Below are 21,151 nucleotides of genomic sequence, written 5' to 3' on the forward strand. Positions count from 1 at the left end.
ATGAACTTAATTATTGTAGAAAGTCCAACGAAATCAAAAACAATTCAGCAATTTTTAGGGCCTAAATACAAGGTCATTTCTTCATATGGCCATATCCGCGATTTGCCGAAAAGCGAATTAGGAATTGATATAGAAAACGATTTTAAGCCAAAATACATTATCCCTTTAAAAGCAAGAAAAACTGTTAACTCTTTAAAAAAAGATTCTCAAAAAGCAGACCTGCTTATTCTGGCTACTGATGAAGACAGAGAAGGAGAAGCAATTGCCTATCATCTAAGCCAGATTTTAAATTCAAATGGTAAAAAACATCAGAGGATTGTCTTTCATGAAATAACTAAACAGGCGATTGAACAAGCACTAAAAAATCCTCGTGATATAGATATGGATCTTGTTGACGCCCAGCAAGCAAGAAGAATTTTAGACCGTTTAGTTGGCTATAAACTCTCCCCTCTTTTATGGAAAAAAGTTGCCAGAGGGCTCTCTGCAGGAAGGGTTCAGTCAGTGACAGTTCGGCTTGTGGTAGATCGGGAAAGAGAAATTGAAAATTTTAAGCCAGAAGAATATTGGACAATTATCGCCCATCTTGAAAAATACATCGAGAACAGTTCTCGATGTATTGAAGCGCTTTTGGTTAAAAAAAACGGCAAAGTAATTCCTAAATTAGGGATTAAAGTAAAAAAAGAAGCAGAAAAAATAATTGAAGATTTAAAAGGAGCAGAATACAAAATTTCAAATATTGAAAAAAAAGAAACTAAAAGAAATCCTTTGCCTCCATTTACTACTTCTACTTTACAGCAAGAATCATGGAGAAGGCTGCGTTGGCCAGTAAGACATACAATGAGAATTTCCCAGCAGCTTTATGAAAAAGGATTTATCACCTATCATAGAACCGATTCTTTAAATTTATCTGAAATATCTTTATTTTCCGCTAAAAAATTTATTATTAATAGCTTTGGAAAAGAATATTGGGCTGGATTTTTGAAAAAATACAAAACAAAAACAAAAGCAGCTCAAGAAGCCCACGAAGCTATAAGGCCTGCTTATCCTGATAAAAAGCCAAACAAAATAAAAGAAAAACTAGATGATAATCAATTTCGGCTCTATGATTTGATTTGGAGAAGATTTATTGCTTGTCAAATGAGCCAAGCTCGTTTCGATTCCACTACTGTTGACATCTCTGCCAAAAACTATATTTTTAGGGCTTCTGGACAAGTATTGAAGTTTGATGGTTTTCTAAAAGTGTACCCTTTGAAATTTGAGGAATCAGAGTTACCTATTTTAGAAAAAAATGAAGTTTTAAAATTAAAAAAGCTTGTTCCTTCCCAGCACTTTACCCAGCCGTTGCCTCGCTATACTGAAGCTGGTTTAATTAAGGTTTTGGAAGAAAACGGCATTGGCAGGCCGTCAACCTATGCGCCAACAATTTCTACTATTCAGGATAGAAATTATGTTCAGAAAAATGAAAATAAAAAGTTTGAACCGACAGAAATAGGAATTATTGTAAATGATCTTTTGGTTGAACATTTTCCTAAAATTGTAGATATGAAATTCACAGCAGAAATGGAAAAGGATTTAGATGAAATCTCTGAAGGCAAGAAAAAATTGGTTCCAGTAATACAAGAATTTTATAAACCTTTTGAAAAAAACTTAAAGGCAAAAGAAAAAGAAATAGATAAAAAAGAAATTGCTGAAGAAAAAACAGATGAAAACTGCCCTGAATGCGGCTCGCCATTGATAAAAAAAATGGGCAGATATGGAAAATTTTACGCTTGTTCCGGCTTCCCAAAATGCAGATATACCAAACCAATAGAGAAACCAAAGCTTGGAATAAAATGCCCAAAATGCGAAAAAGGAGAAATAGTTGAAAAAAGAACTAGAAAAGGAAAAATTTTTTACGCTTGCAATCGCTACCCGGAATGCGATTTTGCCTTATGGGACAAACCTATAAATGAAAAATGCCCTGAATGCGGTTCTCTTTTAATTCAAACAAAAAAAGGCAAAATCAAATGCTCAAACAAGGAATGCGATTATGTTAGAGATTCTTAAGAATCTGGAAATCTTTTTTGAGAATTTCCTTCATGCTTGGATTATAGGTTGCTGCAGCTGGATGATAAAGAGAAACAATTTTCACCCTGTTAAATTCTCTCACTTCAAAAACTTTTCCATGAATCTTGCTTATTCCCTCAATTTTATCTTTCAGGCCGTATTTCTCAAAAATAAAAGCTGTAGAAAAATTACCCAAAGCGCAAATTGCTTTGGGTTTTATGATTTCAATTTGTTTCAAAAGATAAGAAGTGCAGGCCTCTATTTCTTCTGTTTTAGGATTGCGATTTTCTGGAGGACGGCATTTCAGGATATTACAAATATAGACATCTGTTCTCTTAATTCCTACAGAGCTTAAAAGCTCGTCTAAAATTTTACCAGCTGCTCCGCAAAAAGGCCGACCAGTCTTGTCTTCTGACGCACCAGGCGCCTCGCCAATAAACATTATTTCTGCTTCATGGTTTCCCTGTCCAATAACAGGCAGACCTCGTGTTTTATAAAGTGAGCACTTTTTACATTGGAGAACTTCCTCTTTTATTTCTTTAAGTTCTTTTTCTATTTTTTTAAGTTCCTCCATAATTATTTTTTAGACCTCTTGCAAAATAATCTTTTCTACTGCAATCCCAGAATTTTGGCTGCAAATCATTCAGAGATGCGCGCTATACAATGTATAACCTCCTCATTCTTCATAATTTTCGCTCAAAATTTTGTGATTTCGTTACGAAAAATTATTTCGCAATAGGTCTTTCTAAAAATCCATTAACAATTAAATTAATGGCTTCTTTTTCGTTTAATCCACGCATTCTTAAATAATTTAATTCCTCTCCTGAAATTCTTCCAATTGAGGCCTCATGAGTAATTTGAGCTTTTGGGTGTTTGCAAATAAGCTCTGGTATAAGCCTTATTACAGAAGCTTTGCCTGCCCCGTAGGTCCCGCCCCTGCGGGATCCTTCGGGGTCAACTAATAACCCCTGGCAGTCCAAATGACCTTTGCTTTCAGACTCGGCTATAACTTGAGAACGAGCAGTAATTTCGCTATCTTTATCTCCAACTAATCTTAATTTCACTATTCCAGAAGCACCTTTTTCTTTTAGAATTAATGTCTCTTCAAATTCTGTTTTGGTTTGAGAAAATTTTCCCACAATATTCAGATTAGCAGAGGATCCTTCCAAAAGAGTAATTAATGTTTTCATCTTTAATTTTTTAGGAGGAGAAAAAACTTTATAACTATAATCTAATTTCGCCTTTTTCTCTAAGAAAAACTCATAATTTGGCTCAACAATATCTCTTTCTCCCCAAGAGTGAATATGTCTATATTGAAGAGTTGATCCTTGTCTTAAAATAATCTTCCCTTTTGCCTGATGTATTCCAGCTAAATTCTTTTTTAAAGCATTACAAGTTCCTTGGAGCTCTACTTTTAAATTCTTTTCTACAATTAAAAGATTCTGAAGCTCCTGCTTTATGCTTTTATTAGCAAGAGTAATACAAGTAAAAATGGGCTGTTGAGGTTGTTCTTTAACCCAAATAAAATAGCCGCTTTTTGGTTTTTTAAAAAAATATTCTTTAGTCCAGTTATATTTCTGCCAAGCCAATTCAGAAGGAAGAATCTCTATTTCTTTCAACTCACAAATTTCTGGAATTTGATTATTTATCTGATAATAATTCACATTTTTTACATTTTTCATATCCATATCTTTTAATGGTTTTCAGAATCTTTTTATAATTTTTTTCTTTACAAATAATCCTTCCATTAACTATTACATTAGTAATATTTGGTTTTAAAAATTTTAAAATTTCTCCAGAGTGAGTAATCAAGAGAATTGAAATATCTTTTGCGAGCAGTTCTTTTTTAATTATCTCTGCTACTTCTTTTATTTTCTTTAAATCCAAGCCAGAATCAATCTCATCAAAAATTACTAGCTTTGGTCTTAAAGATAAAATCTGTAATAATTCTGACATTTTTTTCTCTCCACCGGAAAAATTAACATTAATCTCTCTATCTAATAAGTAGAGCGAGAACTGTTCTCGCTCTATCAGAGCGAGAACAGTTCTCGCTCTAGATCTCGCGTGGATCTTCTCTAATAATTGAGAAAGTTTTACTCCTTTTACAGCTGGCGGATTTTGCCAAGTTAAAGCAATCCCTAATTTAACTCGTTTTTCAGGAGAAAGTTTGGTAATATCTTCTTTATTAAAAAAAATCCTGCCTTCTATAATTTTAACATTCGGATTCCCTAAAATCACTTGAGCAAGAGTGGATTTCCCGCTGGCATTTGGACCAAGAAGAGCTTGTATCTCCCCTTTTTTTATTGTTAAATCAATCCCTTCTAATATCTCCTTACCATCGCCTGAAACTTTTAAATTTTTAATTTCTAAAAGCATAAAAATTATTTTTCTAATTATATTCTTCTAAAATCTTTCTTGTTTTCGGCTATTTTAAAACCTCAGCCAAAGTCGTATCTTTAGTGATTTTGTTTTTCATTTTTACAAGGATCAACCAGATAGCCAGCCGCCGTCAATCACTACTGTAGAGCCAGTGATGTAAGAGGATTCATCTGAAGCTAAAAACAAGACCAAATTAGAAACCTCTTCTGGTTTGCCTACTCGGTGCATTGGGACTCGAGCCAGCATTCCTTCCATTGTTTTAGGGTCCTGCTTGACTGATTCAATCATTGGTGTTTCAATCATTCCCGGAGCAATGGCATTAACTCGAATATTATAAGGAGCTAACTCCACTGCTAATGCTTCGGTCATTCCAATAATTCCGCCTTTTGAAGCACAATAATGCACAATATTAGGGAATCCAATTCCCTGTTGACCCATAGCTACTGAGGAGATATTGATAATTCTTCCGAATTTCTGCTTTGCCATTTCTTTAACTGCTGCCTGGGCGCAGAGAAAATATCCTTTGAGATTAATATCCAATGTTCGAGCCCAATCCTCCTCTGTTAATTCCAGAAATAGTTTGAACTGGCAGATTCCAGCGTTATTAACTAAAATATCTATTTTACCAAATTTCTCCACTGTTTTTTTTACCATTTCATCTACTTCCTCTTTTTTAGAAACATCACATTTTACAGCCATTGCCTCTCCCTTATTTTTCTTTATCTCTTCCACTACTTTCTCACAGTCCTCCTGAGAAATATCAGAAACAACTACTTTTGCTCCGGCTTTTGCTAAAATCAAAGCATGAGTTCTACCCATCCCTCTTCTAGCACCAGTAATAATAGCTACTTTGTTTTTTAATTCAAACATAGATTTTGAGTTTTTTAATTTTAAACCGACCTTTTTTCCGAGAACGGTTCTCGGTATTTTACTCCATTAACATTAATAATTCTGGATTGACTAATAAAATTATTCCCAAGGCAATCATTATTACTCCGCCAATAAGTTTTATTATTTGTGTTTGCTCTTTACTAATCTTTTTACCTTTAAAAAACCAGCCAAATAATAATATCACTGCGCTAAGAGGTATGATGTAAATAAAGTTGTAAAATAATAAATAGATATAATAGGAAATAGTTCCTTCAAAAACTTTTGCTGACAATACGCCTGTATAAATTATGGGCCAGCCAGCAGTGCAAGGCAGTTCCACTAAAGAAGAAAATAGAGCAAGGACAACAGAAGCTGTGATTAAGGCAGGAAGAGAGCCGTATTTTATAACCTCTTTCATTTTTTCTATCTTTTGCATTAAAAGAGGTTTATGCTTTTCTTGAATCATTAGAGTGACACCTTTTCTAAAGGCGAAAAATTCTTTGCAATTAATTGTTCCGGCAATTAAAGCTACAATAGCAATAATTATCCTTAAAGGATCAATAAATCCTATATAACGAAATACATTTAACCAGGCAGCCATAAACATAAGATAAACAAAAAAAATAACTGATACAAAAGTTAAACCAACAATAAATATCCTTTTTCTGCTTTCAGATACAGAAATCAGTAAAACAAGCAAAAAAGTTAAAACCCATAAAGTACAGGGATTAAAACCGTCAATAATAGCAATAATAAAAGTGAACCAAGGTAAAGACAAACTCAAACCGAGCTCTTTAAAGGTCTCTGGAGAGGCCTGTTTGGCTAAGAAAAAAAGGCCTATCAACCCTATAGCAATTAAAACAGCAATGATAATTTTATCTTTTTCCATAGCTTAATTTTTAATGACTTAAATTTTCTATTGCCTCTTTATATTTTTCTTTAGAATAAGCGCCAATAAAAACATCACAACCTATTAAAACAGTAGGCGTCCATTTAGGCCAAATTTTAAATTCTTTAGCCCTATTTCGATCCTCTTCTTTAGACAAATCTAAATAAATAATTTCCTTCCCTAATTCCATCTCAAGTTCTTGTAATCTCGGAACAACGATTTTACAAGCGCTGCAATGTTTTGATTCTAAAAGTATAATTTTATCAGAAAGTCCTCTTTCTAAACAAGCATCTAAAGCTATTCTCCCTTCCTTATCTAAAACAAAGAGTTCTAAATTAACTTTGTTTTGATCAGGAGCCGGGCTTGGGCTCGGGCTTGGATTTTGCTTTGCATAAACTAAATAGCCAGCAATAATGGCGATAATTATAATCCCAAAACCAAATATTATAATGGTATTTTTTTTCATTTTTTACTTATCTTTATCCTCTAAAATTGCTTTTACTAAAACATCTTTTTCCACTATTTTGGAAAATCTGCGAATCTCATTACCTTCTTTGTCAAGAAAGATAAAACTGGGAATAGCCAAAAGATTGTATTTCTCTACAATTTCTGGATGCTCATTTCTTTCAATGTATTCTGTTTCTAACCAAGGATATTCTTTTTCAATTTCTTTCCAGCGAGGCACCATTGTCTCGCAATCATCACATCCTTTTTCACCAATTTTTAAAACTTTCATATTTGTATTTTAAATATAACTCTTTAAATTTTATTTACGACCTTTCTAATTATTCTTTTAATTTTTGTAAATATCGCGAAACTGATAAGGCAGTTTTTGCGCCTTGGCCAGCAGCGATAATAATCTGTTTATATTTTTCATCAGTAATATCGCCAGCAGCAAAAAGTCCGGGAATTTTTGTTTCTCCTGTTCTAGAATCAATAATAATTTCGTCTCTTTTGTTGAAATCAATTAATCCTTTTACAAAGCCAGTAGCTGGAATACTTCCAATTTCAATGAAAACACCATTTATTTTAAGAGTTTCTAATTTTTTACTTTTATTATTTTTATAAACTATTGTTTCCACAAAATTTTTCCCTTTGATTTCTTTTAATTCAGCATTAGTGATAACTTCAATATTTTTAGCTCTCTTAGCTCTTTTTTGATTAGTTTCATCAGCTTTTATTTCTGGACCATATTCTAAAATACAAATCTTTTCCGCAATCCTGCTTAAAAAAATAGCTGCTTCAAAACCAGCATTGCCGCCGCCGATAACAACTACTGTTTTGTTTTTATATAATGGCCCGTCGCAAACCACGCAGTAACTAACACCGCGGCCAATTAGTTCTTTTTCCCCTGGAACCTCCAAGGGCCTTGGATCAGCCCCAGAAGCGATAATAATTGAATATGATTTAAATTGTTTTTTGTTTTCAGTTAAAACAGAAAAAATCTCTCCTTGTTTTTTGATTTTTACTGCTTTATCTTGTATTATTGGTATCTTAAATTTCTTTAAATGGCTCTCAAATCTTTGGATTAGCTTCTGCCCGGAAATTTTCTTAAACCCGGAATAATTCTCAATTTCTATTGATTTTCTTTTAATCTGCCCGCCAAAATCTTTAGTGACTAAAAGAATATCAAGATTTTCTCTTGCTCCGTAAATCCCGGCTGTTATTCCAGCCGGCCCCCCGCCAATGATTATTAAATCGTATTGTTTTTGATTCATATTGTATCTTTTTTAATTATTTCTCCAGGCCTGGTAAATTTTCCAGGCCAAATTTTTCTGCCTGGATAAATTAAAGTTCCTACGCCAGTTTTAACATTATCACCAAAGACAGTGCCAAATTTTCTTCTTTTGGTGTCTATTAATTGTCCTTTGACAATTGTTTTCACATTATCATAATCATGCCTTAGATTAGCTGTAATTGTTCCAGCCCCAAAATTACAATCATCTCCAATAATAGAATCAGCGACATAACTCAAATGAGCAATATTGGTTCCTTTCCCAATAAGACAATTTTTTATTTCCACGGCCTGGCCAATATGACAACTATCTCCAACATCAGTATATTTTCTTAAATAACAATTTGGTCCGATTTGGCAATTCTTGCCAATATAGACCGGTCCTTCAATATATGTTCCTTTTTTAATAATAGTTCCTTTTTCTACAACAATCCTCCCTTTTATCTGGCAACCCTTTTCTATTTTTCCTAAAACTTTCTTTTTCATCTTTTCCATTAGAAATTGGTTGGCATCAAGCAAGTTCCAAACATAAGGCAAAGGAATCCAATTTTCAGCCAAGGAAAAATATAGCCTTTCTTTTTTTATAAATTCTTTAATAAAATCAGTAAATTCGTATTCACTGCGAGACGATTTTTTTATTTTAAAATGAAAAATGTTTTTATCCAAAAAATAAACGCCTGTATTAACTAAATTGCTTACATTTTTCTTTGGTTTTTCTTTTAATTCCTTAACTATGTTTCTTTTTATTAATACTTGGCCAAAAGCTGATGGTTCCTCTATTTTTTTTAATAAAATACAAGGAAATTTTTTCAAGCATTTTTTAATATCTTCTCTGTAATATAAGTCATCACCATATAAAAGTAGAAATTTATTTTTTAATAGTAGAGCAACTTTTTTAGCAGCATCTCCAGTTCCTAAGGCATTTTTTTGCCAGACATATTTTATTTTCAAACCTTTATATTCACTGCTAATAAGTTTTCTTATCATCTCTCCTTTATATCCAATAACTAAGATTACTTCTTTTACTAAACCGTTTAACTGGTCCAGATTATGTTCAAGAATAGTTCTGTTGCAAATCTTCAAAAGAGGTTTTGGCTTGGTTAAAGTAAGTGGCTCAATCCTTGTTCCCTTACCGGCAGCTAAAATAACTGCTTGAGAAATTGTATTTTTAGTAGTCATTATTTAGGAATTCTTTCTACGATTTTATAAACAAATTCTTCTAATTTTTTAAATTCGTTTTTTGTCTTTGCTTCATAAGCAATAGAAATTTTTGCTTCAGTATTAGACGCTCTAAATAAAACCCAGGAATCCTTAAAAATAATTTTAAGACCGTCTAAATAATCTAATTTATATTTTTGCCTGAAGTTAATCTTCAAATCCTCTATAAACTTAAACTTATCTTTTTTTCTTATCTCAACCCTCATAGAATTAAAATAATAGTTTTGAACATCTTTATAGGCCTCTGATAATTTTATTTTCTTCTTTTCTAAATATTCTAAAATTTTCAAGGTTGCAAAAGCGGCATCATCTGCACCAAAAATTTCTCTAAAGAAATAGTGTCCGGAAATTTCTCCTCCTATTACTGCTTGGGAGTCTAAAAGTTTTTTCTGAATAAAAACATGTCCTACCCTACAACCTATAGGCAGCCCTTTATAATATTTAATTATCTCATCAATTACGCTTGAACTCAAAGAATCATGAACAACTTTTTCTTTTTTATCTTCTAAATAACTTTTTATTAAGATACTGAATAATTGCGCAAAATTAAGGATTTTTCCATTCTCATCTACGGCGACAATCCTGTCAGCGTCTGCGTCATAGCCAAATCCACAATCGGCTTTTTGGGCAATTACTGTCTTTTGTAGTTCTTTTAAGTTCTCTTTTTTGGGCTCTGGTTCTCTATTTGGAAAATTTCCATCTAATTCACAAAATAAGGGCTCGTATTTTATATTAAATCTATCTAACAACTCAAATAAAACAGTAGAAATAACACCATTACCGCAATCAATAACAACTTTTTTATTTGCTTCTTTTAAAGTGATTTTCTTAGATATAAAATTAATATAATCCTCTAAAACAAATTTTTCTTTGATAATACCTTTGCCCTTTTTGAATTTTTCAGAAAGAATTAATTCTTTAATTTCCTCTAATCCATTTTCTACTCCAACTCCTACACCTTCTTTATTATAAAGTAAAAAACCTTGATACTCTTTCGGATTATGGCTTGCAGTGATAGAAATTCCCCCATTAAAACCATAATAGCTGATAACAAAAATTATTAATGGAGTAGGAACAATCCCAATATCAATCACTTCAGCGCCGCTTTCAGTCAATCCTTTGACTAATTCCTTTTTCAGAGATTCTCCTCCAATTCTGCAATCTCTGCCAACCACAATTTTTCCTTGGTTAAAAGTTGCAAATGATTTACCAAGCCTATAAGCAAATTCTTCATTTATTTGAGAAGGATAAATTCCTCTAATATCATAAGCCCTAAAAATATATGGATCAATCTTTGTCATATTTTTTGGCAAATTCAAAAGTTTTTTTATTTAATTCAAAGTATTTTTCTGACACCACCTTCTCCATTGCTTTTAAAATAGAATTTGGCTTTAAAGGAATAATTTTCTTGTGAGAAGCATAACTTAATAAAAAAACGCCTGCCACTACATTTTTACCAAGCTCTTTTTCACAAATATCAGCTGCTGGAATTAAAATTATATTATTGCTTATTTTTCTAAGCGATTTTAAAATTTCCTGCTCTTTTAATAATTTCTCTCCTAAAATTGGAATAAAAAACCTATTTATCAAAAAAATTGTATTTTTATTTGCAAAATAAACGCCTTTCAAACTCTCCTGTATTTCTAATGCCAAAATTAAATCTGCCCCTCCCTGTATGACTAAAGGCGAAGATATTTCTTTGCCAAACCTAATATGCACCTCTACTGAACCTCCTCTTTGAGACAAACCATGAAGCTCTGATGTTTTTACATCATAGCCCTCAATTAAGGCTGCTTCAGCCAAAACTTGAAGCAGGGTAATCAATCCCTGCCCACCTGTCCCAACAATAACTATGTTAAATTCTTTTTTCATATTTTGTTATTTTAGCACAAAAAGTATTGATTCGCAATTCCTGAAAATAAAAAAAACGGTTCTGGAAAACCAAAACCGGATTATTTTTTGTTTTCTTTATCTCCTTATTCCGCTATGCCACAAATCTGGCAAATCGTTTCCAATTCGGTTTTGGCGGTAAAGCTTCGGATCCTTTCTTGCACAGTGGACATTCTTCTGCTGGCCAATTATGGGCTTCTGTTTCCAGCAACGCAAGAACTTTATGGTCACGATAGTTCTTCGGCACTTTTTCAGGACGATGAACAATTGTGATTACAACTATCTTCCCATAAAGGATGCCTGCTTTCCTCTCTGCATTGCTCCATCAATTTTCTAAAAAGAAGAACATCTTTTTCCCAGTCAATTTTAACACTAGGGCAAGAAACGTTTAGTTCAATGGCTATTATTGCTAAATCATTCAACCGCCTGATCATTTCCAGATATTCTTTTATGGAAAACCCTCCGATAGAGACAATTTTGGGAACTTTCTCTGTTTTTGGATAAATCTCACTGATATATCTTTTGATTCCAATATTCCACCAGCCAAAAGCATTAATCCATCCGTTGGGAATTTTTCGCAAAACTGTTGGCCGTTCATTCAGTATCTGAATACCCCAAAGTGTCTGTTTTAAAATCCCATTAGGTTTTATTGGACTAACTCCAAAATTTCCCTGCCGCTGTTCCAATGTTAGAGTCCTGGTTACTACTGCGCCAAATATAGTCGGGTCAATAAACGGTTTTGCCCAAAGGTATTTATTGCCATAAGCCAAAGCGCCGGAAGAAACAAAAAACCTATTTTCTACTTCTATCCCATTCAGATTTGTCATTTTATCACCTCTTTTTGTTTTTCAGCCCACACTTAATTTAAAAAGGGCTGTTTTAGCCCTATCAAATTTTTGATGAATTGTTAAACAATCTATTTTTTCTGCACGAATTTGCAGGGATGTTTAGCAATTATTACTGAAACCTCTTTTTTGTTTAAAAAATCCTTAATTGCTTTTACAAATTCTTCCTGTTTGACCGGGTCAATTGTTTTTAAATGCTTAACTCCGCAGGCTTTAACAATATTTTCAATACTTACTCCATCTGGTTCAGTCGGCGCGCTTGGATGCGGCTGATGGCCAGTCATAGCAGTAGTGGAATTATTCATAATAATTATTAATGGGTTTGATTTATTAAAAACCGTGTTAATCAAACCAGTAATGCCGGAATGGAAAAAAGTTGAATCACCAATAAAAGTAATCAGTTTTTGCTCGCTTACCTTCTTAATCCCATGAGCAATACCAATTGAAGAACCCATACAGTAAAGATAATCCTGAACATTGTGGGGAGAAAATCCTGCCAACATATAACAGCCAATATCACCGCCGAAAATTACATCCATACCTTTTGCAGCTTTTTTGACGCCTCCAAAAACCAACCAATAAGGACAGCCATGGCAAAGCTGAGGATGACGACGAGGAATTTTTCTAGCTTCGCCAGATCTGGCAGAGCCAAACAATTCCAATTTTTTATCAGTAAATTTGGCGATTGCCTGAATAACTATTTCAGGTTTCAACTCGCCGACTTCTGGTACTAAATCTTTGCCAATAATCTTTAAATCACAATTTACTTCTTTTGCCATTCTTATTACTTCATTTTCTAAATATGGTTCTAATTCTTCTACTATTAAAACCTTATCCAAATTTTTAATAAAATTTTTAATTTTTTTCTCTGGCAAGGGATGAAAAAATCCAAGCTTTAAAACCGGCAAAGAAATATTTAATTCCTTTAATGCTTCTTTCACATAGAGATAAGAAACTCCGGAAGTAATAATTCCGAGCTTCGCAGAGACCCGACCTCCGCCAATTCTGGCGGAGGTCGGGTCTCTTCCGGCTTCTCTTCTAATTAAATTCAATTTGCTTTTCTCGCTATACTCACGTATTTTTTCAATCTTATCCAAAAGTTCCTTATGCATTTCCATAACTCGAGGCGGCATTGTTACAAATTTCTTATTGTCCTTTATAAATTTTCCATGGAGAACTGTTCTCAATGTTTTTAATTTGTCTAGTTTGACTGGAGCGCTTTGGTGCGCTACTCTTGTTGTCTCTCTAATCATTATCGGAATTTCAAATTTTTCAGATAAATCAAAAGCAAATTTAATAAAATCCTTACATTCTTGAGGGATTGACGGTTCAAGAACAGGAATATTGGCTAAAGCCGCAAAAGCCCGGCTGTTCTCTTCTGATTGAGCCGAGCTATGGCAGGAAGGATCATCTGCTATTAAAATTACCATTCCTCCCTTAACTCCAGAATAAACCAATGGAAGTAAAAAATCAGAAGCAACATTTAAACCAAAATTTTTCATTGCCACCAAAGAGCGCAAACCAGAAAAAGAAGCGCCTCCTGCTGCTTCTATCGCGACTTTTTCATTAACAGAAAACTCAAAATATAAGCTTTTAATTTTGTCTTTAGAGTTTTGAATCTGATAAAAACTATTACCGATCTCTGAAGCCGGCGTCCCAGGATAAGTGGAAACAAACTGAACGCCTGCTTCCAAAGCGCCTCTTACTATTGCCTCGTTTCCTAAAAGAATAACTTTTTTGTTTGGTTTCTCTAAAATATTTTCAAACATCTATTTATTATTTGTTTTATACTTTTCAACTGCTTTTTGAATTATTTCCATTGCCTTTTCTTTTTTCTCAAAATCTTCTACTTTCACATATTTATATTTCTCCGGCTCTAATTTCTTACAATCTTCAAAAAAGTTTTTAATCTCTTTCTTATGATGTTCACCAATATCTTCAATGTCTTGAATTTCTTTAAATCGCGGATCAACTTTTTCTACTGGTACAGCTATAATTTTATTATCAATCCCTGCTTCATCTTTCATTAAAAGCAAACCAACTGGTCTGGCTTTAACAACGCAACCAGAAAAAGTAGGATAAGTAGTTAAAAGCAAAACATCCAAAGCGTCGCTGTCTTCTGAATGTGTCTGAGGTATAAAACCATAATCGCAAGGATAAAATAAGGACGAATAATTAACTCTGTCTAACTTAAAGCATCCTTTTTCTTCATCATATTCATACTTGTTAGCACAACCTTTTGGAATATCAATTACTACATTTATTTCCTCTGGCAAATTATCGCCAGCTGGAATGTCTTTATAAAGATTGGTCATATTTTTTATTCTACAGTTACACTTTTTGCTAAATTTCTGGGCTTGTCTATATCCAAACCAAGTTCCAAGCCAAGATAAGCAGCAAAAAGTTGTAAAGGTATAATACTTAAAATTGGAGTAAGCATCTCAAGGGTTTTTGGAATATAAATTACGTCATCAGCCAAATTTTTTATTTCTTCATTTCCTTCAGTAGCCACAGCTAAAATCTTTCCGTGTCTTGCCTTAATTTCTTCTATGGCATTTTTCATTTTATCATAAACTGAATCAGAAGGACAGATAACACAAGTGGGAAAATTCTCATCAATTAAAGCAATTGCTCCATGTTTCATGTCTCCTGCAGGATAAGCTTCAGCATGAATTTTCCAAGCAATTTCTTTTAATTTATGAGAACCCTCTAGGGCAATAGGAAAATTATATTTTCTCCCCAAAAAATAAAAATTCCTATATTGAGAATATTTCCTTGCCAATTCTTTGATGTAATCGGCCTGACTAAAAATCTTTTTAGACAACTCAGGCAATTTCTGCAGTTCCTCCAAAATCTTTTTACCAACAACTAAACTCATTTCTCTCTGTCTGCCAAGTCCAACAGTAATCAGAACCAAAATAGACAATTGGGAAATAAATGCTTTAGTTGAGGCAACAGCAATTTCTGGACCAATGCGACAATAAACACCAGCATCTGTTTCCCTGGCAATTGAAGAACCGACTCTATTCACTAATCCTAAACACAAACATCCTTTTCTTTTTGCTTCTTTCACTGCCTCTAAAGTATCTGCTGTTTCACCTGATTGGGAAATAACTAAAACAGCTGTTTTATCGTCTAAAATAGAATTCTTATAACGAAACTCGGAACCTATCTCCAATTTTGTCGGAATCTTAGCATACTCTTCAAACATATATTCTCCTACTTTGCCGGCGTAACTTGCAGTGCCACAGGCAACAATAACGACTTTTTCTATCTTCTTTAATTGTTCTGAAACCTGTTCTAACCCTCCTAATTTCGCTAATCCCTGCTCTAAAATCATTCTTCCGGCAATGCTTTTTTCTATTGTTGATGGCTGTTCAAAAATCTCTTTTAACATAAAATGTGAAAAACCCTGTTTTTGCGCCTCTTCTGTCTCCCATTCAATTTTTTCAATTGGTTTTTCTTTTAATATAAAAAAATTATTTGGGGACAAAACAGCGATTTCATTATCATCTAATGTAATAACCTGATTAGTATGTGAAATAATAGCAGAAGTATCTGAAGCTACTAAAAACTCATCATTGTTGATTCCTAAAATTAAAGGTGAACCAAGTTTTGCCGCAACAATCTTTTCCGGGTCTTTTCGGGCAATAACTGCCAAAGCATAAGCTCCTTTAACTTTTTTCAGCGCTTGTCTTACAGCTTCTTCTAAATTGCTTTTGAAGCAACTCTCTATTAAATGAGCGATAACCTCTGTGTCTGTTTCGCTAATAAATTGATGCCCTTCTGACATTAACTGCTCTTTCAATTCTTTATAGTTTTCAATAATACCGTTGTGGACGACATAAATGTTTTTTTTACAGTCCCAATGCGGATGCGCGTTTATTTCACTTGCTTCGCCATGAGTTGCCCAGCGAGTATGCAGTATAAAAGGATTACCGTTGAAAGGCGATTGAGAAAATTTATTCTCAAGCTCGCTTATCTTTCCTTTTGCTTTCAAACAAAAAATCTCCTGTTTTTCAGGATTAAATACTGCCATTCCAGCAGAATCATATCCTCTGTATTCCAAACGCTTCAAGGCGTTCAGACCAATTTGGGGATCATTTTTTTTACCAATGTAGCCAACGATGCCGCACATGCCAATTTTGTCCGCGAAGCAAGCCGTAAGGCAAAGCTAAGCGGAAACAAAATTGAGCATCCCGATACTAATTTGTAAAATTAGTGGCGAGATAACTCAAAAATTTTAACAAACAATATTAATTAATCTTCCTTTAATAAATACCACCTTCTTGATGGGCTTGTCCTCTATCCATTTTTTAACTTTTTCTCTCTCTAATGTCAATCTTTTTGCTTCTTCTTCTGAAATGTCTATTTCAACTTCTATTTTGTCGCGCATTTTGCCATTAATCTGGATGATTAAAAAGATTTTTTCTTCTTTAATTAACTTCGGATTATACTTGGGCCATTTTTCTTTAAAAATAGATTTTTTATAACCTAAATTTTGATAAATCTCTTCTGAAATATGCGGCGCAAAAGGAGAAAGCAAAATCAACATTTTTTCAATTGTATCTTTGCCAACTTCTTTTTTATCTTCCAAACCCAAATTTACAAACTTCATAAAACCAGCAATGATGGTATTGAATTTTGTTGCTTCTAAATCCTCATCTATTTTTTTATTAAGTTGATGAATCGCTCTTATTATTTTGGGACTGCTTTTTTCGTTTTTAGAACACTCCAAACTCAATTTCCAAACTTTTTCTAAAAACCGATAAACACCTTTCACTCCTTTAGCGCTCCAGACAATTGCCTGACCAAATGGACCCATAAACATTTCATAAACACGCAAAGTATCTGCTCCGTATTCTTTAATAATATCATCAGGATTAACTACATTGCCAAATGACTTTGACATTTTTCTTCCATCTTCAGCTAAAACTATACCATGAGAAGTCCTTCGAGTATAGGGTTCTGCCTGCGGAGCAATGCCAATATCAAAAAGAAATTTATACCAAAAACGAGAATATAGAAGATGCAAAGTTGTGTGCTCCATGCCGCCGTTATACCAATCTACTGGCAGCCAATATTTTAATTTTTTGGAATCAGCTAACGATTTATTATTATCAGTATCAGTATAGCGCATAAAATACCAAGAAGAACCAGCCCAGTTAGGCATAGTGTCGGTTTCTCTTTTAGCTGGTCCCTTGCATTTTGGACACTTGATATCAACCCAATCTTTAATTTTTGCTAAAGGCGATTCACCAGTGCCTGTTGGCTGATACTTTTCAATATAAGGAAGTTTTACTGGTAAATCTTTCTCCGGCACTGGAATTGCACCGCATTTTTCACAATGAATAATTGGCATCGGTTCTCCCCAGTAATGCTGTCTGGAAAAAACCCAGTCCCTTAGTCTGTAGTGAACTGTTTTTCTGCCAAAGCCCTGCTTTTCAGCACATTTTAGCATTTCATCTCTTGCTTTTTTTGAACTCAAACCCGAAAATTGTCCGGAGTTAATCAAAACTCCGTCTTCTACAAAACATTCATTTAACTTGGGGAGAACGGTTCTCGTTGATTTCGTCAACGAGAACCGTTCTCGCGAGACTATTACTTCTTTGACTGGCAATTTATATTTTTTAGCAAAATTAAAATCTCGTTTGTCATGAGCAGGAACTACCATTACTGCCCCTCCTCCATAAGTCGCCACTATATAATCTCCTATCCAAATAGGAATTTTTTCATTATTTACTGGATTAATACAATAAGAGCCAGTAAAAACTCCTGTTTTTTCTTTTTTTAATTCTGTTCTTTCAAAATCACTTTTTTTCTTTGATTGTTCAATATAATTAATTACTTTCTCATTGTTGCCATCTGTAATTAGCTTTTCAATCAAGGAATGTTCCGGAGCTAAGACAACAGCTGTCACCCCGAAAATAGTGTCAGTCCTAGTAGTAAAAACTTTTATTGTGTCTTGAGAATTTTCAATTTTGAAATTAATTTCTATGCCATAACTTCTGCCAATCCAATTTATCTGCTGGGCTTTAATTTTTTCTAAATAATCAAGCTTTTCTAAATCATCTATCAGCCGGTCAGCATATTTAGTGATTTTTAACATCCATTGTTTTTTTATTTTTTTTTCTACTTGAGTATTGCAGCGCTCGCACTTACCGGAAACCACTTCTTCATTGGCTAAGCCAATTTTGCAGGAAGGACACCAGTTAATAGGTATTTCTGCCTGATAAGCCAAGCCCTTTTCAAAAAGCTGAAGAAAAATCCATTGAGTCCATTTGTAATATTTTGTGTCAGTGGTATTAATTTCCCTATTCCAATCAAAAGAAAGACCTAAATTTTTAAATTGTCTTTTAAAATTGGCGATATTTTTTTTAGTTGCTTCTTGAGGATGAATCCCTGTTTTTATAGCATAATTTTCTGCCGGCAAACCAAAAGCATCCCAGCCAATAGGAAACAAAACATTATATCCTTCCATTCTTTTTTTTCGAGCAACAGCGTCTAAGGCAGTATAAGGTCTTAAATGACCAACATGAAGCCCTTCTCCTGAAGGATAAGGAAATTCAATTAAAATATATTTTTTAGGTCTCTTTGAAAAATCTTGAGCTCTATATATTTCTGATTTTTCCCAAGTTCTTTGCCATTTTGGCTCAATTTTTTGCGGTTCGTATTTTTTCATCATTGAACTATAATTATATCTTAATCTTACAAAAAAAATCAGCCTATTACAAGCCGAATATAAAATGTGTCTGTATAAAAAACTTAAATTTTAAACAACTTTTTAGCGTTTGTACTGGTGATTTCAGCTATTTTCTCAAGAGGGATATTTTTAATTTTAGCAATATGTTCGGCAATGTATTTGATAAAAATGGGTTCATTTCGGCCCGCCTTCGCTAAAGCTTTGGCGGGCAAAGGCGGAGTTAAAAAAGGACAATCTGTTTCAATCAAAATTCTATCTAATGGCGTTTTTTTAATTATTTCATCAAGGTCTAATTTAAAAACAATTCCATTAAAACCTAAATAAAATCCCATTTCTAAAAATTTCTCTGCCTGCTCCCAAGTACCGGTAAAAGAATGGATTACCGAGGTCAGACCTTCTATAGGAGGTCTGACCTCAAGTATTTCTATTAAATCGTCGTGAGCCATTCGGCAGTGAAAGATTACTGGCAGATTTAATTCTTCGGCTAATTTTAATTCCTGCTCAAGAAGTGCTTTTTGTTTTTCTTTAAAAAGCGCAAGCTTTTTCTTTGTTTTCGGCTTATAGTAATAATCCAATCCAATTTCGCCAATAGCCACTACTTTTTTAGATTTTGCTAATTCTTTGTATTTATTGAAATTAAAATTCTCTTCTAATATATCTTCTAAGTTTTGAGTTTTAAGTTGTGGCTTTGACTTTTGAGTTTTGACTTTTGAGTTTTGTTTAATATTAATAGGGTGAAGTCCAATCGCCGCATATACTCTTTCATTATAATCCTTTGAAATTTCAACTGCTTTTTTTGAGGTCTCATAATTTGTCCCTACATTTATCATCCAAATATTATTATCTAAACATCTCTTTATAACTTCATCTCTATCTCTGTCAAAAGCAGCAAAATTAAGATGAGCATGAGTATCTACAAGCATAATTAAAAAGTTAAAATGTAAAAGTAAAATCTTCTTGCAAAGAAAACAGATTTTTCAAATTAGGTTGGCGAGGATTCTGAATTTTCCGAAGACGTGTCGGAGCCCTTTAGGGTAAAGCGCGAGGAAATTTCGAAATCCGAGCAAACTGTAATGATTTAAAAATCTTGTTTTTGTAGCCTTTACTTAATTCGCGGAAAAAGCGATTTGCTTTTTTTGGCTTTGATTTGTTTCAATATCTTTTCTGATGTTTCTGGTAAAAACGGCTCTAACATTTCAGCTATATTTGTTAAAGCAAATAACAACTCACTAATTACTAATAACTGTCTCTCGGATTTCTCCCAAGGCCTTTCCTTTTCTATATATCTATCGCAATAACTAATTAACTTCCAAATTTCTTCCAATGCTTCATTAAATTTAAAATTATCTAAGGCATTTTTATATTTTTTCTCTGTATTTCTAATAGCTTTGGTTACTTTTAAATTTTGCTTGTCTCGTAGCAAGCTTGCTCTGCTTCGGGAAGTTTTTATTTTTTCTGCCATGGTCAAGACCCGAGCAGTAAGATTTCCCAGCCCTTTTGCCAAATCTGCATTATATCTTGCTTCAAATTTTTCATAAGTAAAGTCACCATCTTCAGTTGGAGAAATCTCCCTCAAAAGAAAATACCTAACAGCATCAGTCCCGTATTTTTCAACTAATACAAATGGGTCAACAACATTTCCCAAAGATTTTGACATTTTCTGACCGCCAGATGTGATAAAACCGTGAACAAGAATAATTTTAGGTAGTTTTAGCTTTAAAGAAAGCAATATGCCAAGCCAAATTATAGCATGGAATCTGATTATATCTTTTCCAATACAATGTACATCAGCTGGCCAGAATTTTTTGAATTTTTCATTGTTCTGAGCATAGCCAAGAGCAGAAACATAATTTACAAGGGCATCGCTCCATACATAAATGGTCTGATTTTTGTCTTCTGGCACAGGAATTCCCCATTTCGAATTTTGCCTTGAGCGAGAGAAACTAATATCTTTTAACCCTTGCTTTACAAAACTTAAAATCTCATTTTTTCGGGTTTGAGGAATAATTTTAACCTTATCTTTTTCTATCGCCTTTTTTATTTTTTTTGAGTACTTTGAGAGTTTAAAAAAATAATTCTCTTCTTCAATAATCTCTGGCCTCTTTTTGTGAATAGGACATTTTCCATTCACTAAATCTTTCTTCGTAATAAAGGCTTCACAACCAATACAATAAAATCCTTTATATTTTTTCTTGCAAATATCGCCATTTTTTTTTAATTTCAGCCAAACCTTTTTTACTGTCGGCCAATGACGTTTTTGATCAGTAGTTCTGATAAAATCATCGTTAGATAAATTCAAAACATTTGTTAGGTTTCTAAACTTATCTGAAATCTCATCTGTAAATTCTTTTGGGTTCTTTCCAGCTTTTTCAGCCGCCTTTAAATTTTTTTGGCCATGTTCATCTGTTCCGGTTAAAAAGAAAGTTTCTTCACTCAAAAACCGATGATATCTAGCAAGAACATCGGCTTGAATCAGTTCTTGAGCAAATCCTATATGCGGCAGAGCATTTGTATAGGCTAAACTACTAGTGATATAAAATTTTTTCTTTTTGCTTGACATAAATTTTGTGAGTAAT

At 33.4% G+C, this 21,151-nt stretch carries 19 protein-coding genes; 1 reads left to right on the forward strand and 18 read right to left on the reverse strand.

Annotated elements, in window-relative coordinates; translation table 11 throughout:
• Positions 1-2,046: a type I DNA topoisomerase gene (gene topA, locus KAT95_02200; protein MCK4520658.1), complete on the forward strand. Its 2,046-nt coding sequence runs from the start codon at positions 1-3 to the stop codon at positions 2,044-2,046.
• On the opposite strand, the gene KAT95_02205 is transcribed toward topA, so the two are convergent.
• The 18 genes from KAT95_02205 to KAT95_02290 form a co-directional block, all read right to left on the reverse strand.
• Entirely contained in the window at positions 2,033-2,620 is a 588-nt protein-coding gene (locus KAT95_02205; protein MCK4520659.1) for a uracil-DNA glycosylase, read from the reverse strand. The genes topA and KAT95_02205 overlap by 14 nt on opposite strands.
• A gap of 151 nt (positions 2,621-2,771) precedes the next feature.
• Entirely contained in the window at positions 2,772-3,728 is a 957-nt protein-coding gene (locus KAT95_02210) for a SufD family Fe-S cluster assembly protein (protein MCK4520660.1), read from the reverse strand.
• Positions 3,688-4,422 carry an ABC transporter ATP-binding protein gene (locus tag KAT95_02215; protein ID MCK4520661.1) on the reverse strand — a complete coding sequence of 245 codons (735 nt, stop codon included), beginning with the start codon at positions 4,420-4,422 and terminating at the stop codon, positions 3,688-3,690. Before KAT95_02215 ends, KAT95_02210 begins: the two co-directional genes overlap by 41 nt.
• Before the next feature lie 111 nt (positions 4,423-4,533).
• Complete coding sequence (locus KAT95_02220) at positions 4,534-5,295, reverse strand: SDR family oxidoreductase (GenBank protein MCK4520662.1); 762 nt, start codon at positions 5,293-5,295, stop codon at positions 4,534-4,536.
• A gap of 58 nt (positions 5,296-5,353) precedes the next feature.
• Positions 5,354-6,184, reverse strand: coding sequence for a hypothetical protein (locus tag KAT95_02225; GenBank protein ID MCK4520663.1), 831 nt, complete (start codon positions 6,182-6,184; stop codon positions 5,354-5,356).
• Positions 6,185-6,194: 10 nt separating this feature from the next.
• Positions 6,195-6,650, reverse strand: coding sequence for a hypothetical protein (locus KAT95_02230; GenBank protein ID MCK4520664.1), 456 nt, complete (start codon positions 6,648-6,650; stop codon positions 6,195-6,197).
• 3 nt (positions 6,651-6,653) lie between these two features.
• Positions 6,654-6,920, reverse strand: a complete 267-nt coding sequence (locus KAT95_02235) for a thioredoxin family protein (protein ID MCK4520665.1) — start codon at positions 6,918-6,920, stop codon at positions 6,654-6,656.
• A gap of 49 nt (positions 6,921-6,969) precedes the next feature.
• Complete coding sequence (locus KAT95_02240; protein ID MCK4520666.1) at positions 6,970-7,902, reverse strand: FAD-dependent oxidoreductase; 933 nt, start codon at positions 7,900-7,902, stop codon at positions 6,970-6,972.
• Positions 7,899-9,098, reverse strand: a complete 1,200-nt coding sequence (locus tag KAT95_02245; protein MCK4520667.1) for an NTP transferase domain-containing protein — start codon at positions 9,096-9,098, stop codon at positions 7,899-7,901. Before KAT95_02245 ends, KAT95_02240 begins: the two co-directional genes overlap by 4 nt.
• Complete coding sequence (locus KAT95_02250) at positions 9,098-10,438, reverse strand: phosphomannomutase/phosphoglucomutase (GenBank protein MCK4520668.1); 1,341 nt, start codon at positions 10,436-10,438, stop codon at positions 9,098-9,100. The genes KAT95_02245 and KAT95_02250 overlap by 1 nt, the downstream gene beginning before the upstream one ends.
• Positions 10,425-11,009: an indolepyruvate oxidoreductase subunit beta gene (locus KAT95_02255; GenBank protein MCK4520669.1), complete on the reverse strand. Its 585-nt coding sequence runs from the start codon at positions 11,007-11,009 to the stop codon at positions 10,425-10,427. The genes KAT95_02250 and KAT95_02255 overlap by 14 nt, the downstream gene beginning before the upstream one ends.
• Positions 11,010-11,278: 269 nt before the next feature.
• A complete protein-coding gene (locus KAT95_02260) occupies positions 11,279-11,854 on the reverse strand; it encodes a hypothetical protein (GenBank protein MCK4520670.1) in 576 nt (191 codons plus the stop codon).
• Positions 11,855-11,943: 89 nt separating this feature from the next.
• Positions 11,944-13,641 carry an indolepyruvate ferredoxin oxidoreductase subunit alpha gene (locus KAT95_02265; GenBank protein ID MCK4520671.1) on the reverse strand — a complete coding sequence of 566 codons (1,698 nt, stop codon included), beginning with the start codon at positions 13,639-13,641 and terminating at the stop codon, positions 11,944-11,946.
• Positions 13,642-14,187, reverse strand: a complete 546-nt coding sequence (ppa, locus tag KAT95_02270; protein ID MCK4520672.1) for an inorganic diphosphatase — start codon at positions 14,185-14,187, stop codon at positions 13,642-13,644.
• A 5-nt stretch (positions 14,188-14,192) separates the two neighbouring features.
• A complete protein-coding gene (gene glmS / locus KAT95_02275) occupies positions 14,193-16,010 on the reverse strand; it encodes a glutamine--fructose-6-phosphate transaminase (isomerizing) (GenBank protein ID MCK4520673.1) in 1,818 nt (605 codons plus the stop codon).
• 105 nt (positions 16,011-16,115) lie between these two features.
• Complete coding sequence (locus KAT95_02280) at positions 16,116-18,554, reverse strand: leucine--tRNA ligase (protein MCK4520674.1); 2,439 nt, start codon at positions 18,552-18,554, stop codon at positions 16,116-16,118.
• 83 nt (positions 18,555-18,637) lie between these two features.
• Positions 18,638-19,498, reverse strand: coding sequence for a TatD family hydrolase (locus tag KAT95_02285; protein MCK4520675.1), 861 nt, complete (start codon positions 19,496-19,498; stop codon positions 18,638-18,640).
• Between the two features lie 179 nt (positions 19,499-19,677).
• Complete coding sequence (locus KAT95_02290; protein ID MCK4520676.1) at positions 19,678-21,135, reverse strand: methionine--tRNA ligase; 1,458 nt, start codon at positions 21,133-21,135, stop codon at positions 19,678-19,680.
• Positions 21,136-21,151 lie beyond the last annotated feature (16 nt).

This window comes from Candidatus Parcubacteria bacterium (assembly GCA_023131895.1).
GTDB lineage: Bacteria > Patescibacteriota > Minisyncoccia > Minisyncoccales > JAGMDC01 > JAGLYZ01.

Bases quoted from the DNA above. Each gene is read 5' to 3' on its own strand.
- KAT95_02260 (MCK4520670.1), bottom strand. From the start codon at position 11,854: ATGACAAATCTGAATGGGATAGAAGTAGAAAATAGGTTTTTTGTTTCT.
- KAT95_02250 (MCK4520668.1), bottom strand. From the start codon at position 10,438: ATGACAAAGATTGATCCATATATTTTTAGGGCTTATGATATTAGAGGA.
- KAT95_02235 (MCK4520665.1), bottom strand. From the start codon at position 6,920: ATGAAAGTTTTAAAAATTGGTGAAAAAGGATGTGATGATTGCGAGACA.
- KAT95_02210 (MCK4520660.1), bottom strand. From the start codon at position 3,728: ATGAAAAATGTAAAAAATGTGAATTATTATCAGATAAATAATCAAATT.
- KAT95_02220 (MCK4520662.1), bottom strand. From the start codon at position 5,295: ATGTTTGAATTAAAAAACAAAGTAGCTATTATTACTGGTGCTAGAAGA.
- glmS (MCK4520673.1), bottom strand. From the start codon at position 16,010: ATGTGCGGCATCGTTGGCTACATTGGTAAAAAAAATGATCCCCAAATT.
- KAT95_02215 (MCK4520661.1), bottom strand. From the start codon at position 4,422: ATGCTTTTAGAAATTAAAAATTTAAAAGTTTCAGGCGATGGTAAGGAG.
- KAT95_02285 (MCK4520675.1), bottom strand. From the start codon at position 19,498: ATGCTTGTAGATACTCATGCTCATCTTAATTTTGCTGCTTTTGACAGA.
- KAT95_02225 (MCK4520663.1), bottom strand. From the start codon at position 6,184: ATGGAAAAAGATAAAATTATCATTGCTGTTTTAATTGCTATAGGGTTG.
- KAT95_02245 (MCK4520667.1), bottom strand. From the start codon at position 9,098: ATGACTACTAAAAATACAATTTCTCAAGCAGTTATTTTAGCTGCCGGT.
- KAT95_02205 (MCK4520659.1), bottom strand. From the start codon at position 2,620: ATGGAGGAACTTAAAAAAATAGAAAAAGAACTTAAAGAAATAAAAGAG.
- KAT95_02280 (MCK4520674.1), bottom strand. From the start codon at position 18,554: ATGAAAAAATACGAACCGCAAAAAATTGAGCCAAAATGGCAAAGAACT.
- topA (MCK4520658.1), top strand. From the start codon at position 1: ATGAACTTAATTATTGTAGAAAGTCCAACGAAATCAAAAACAATTCAG.
- KAT95_02230 (MCK4520664.1), bottom strand. From the start codon at position 6,650: ATGAAAAAAAATACCATTATAATATTTGGTTTTGGGATTATAATTATC.
- KAT95_02265 (MCK4520671.1), bottom strand. From the start codon at position 13,641: ATGTTTGAAAATATTTTAGAGAAACCAAACAAAAAAGTTATTCTTTTA.
- ppa (MCK4520672.1), bottom strand. From the start codon at position 14,187: ATGACCAATCTTTATAAAGACATTCCAGCTGGCGATAATTTGCCAGAG.
- KAT95_02290 (MCK4520676.1), bottom strand. From the start codon at position 21,135: ATGTCAAGCAAAAAGAAAAAATTTTATATCACTAGTAGTTTAGCCTAT.
- KAT95_02255 (MCK4520669.1), bottom strand. From the start codon at position 11,009: ATGAAAAAAGAATTTAACATAGTTATTGTTGGGACAGGTGGGCAGGGA.
- KAT95_02240 (MCK4520666.1), bottom strand. From the start codon at position 7,902: ATGAATCAAAAACAATACGATTTAATAATCATTGGCGGGGGGCCGGCT.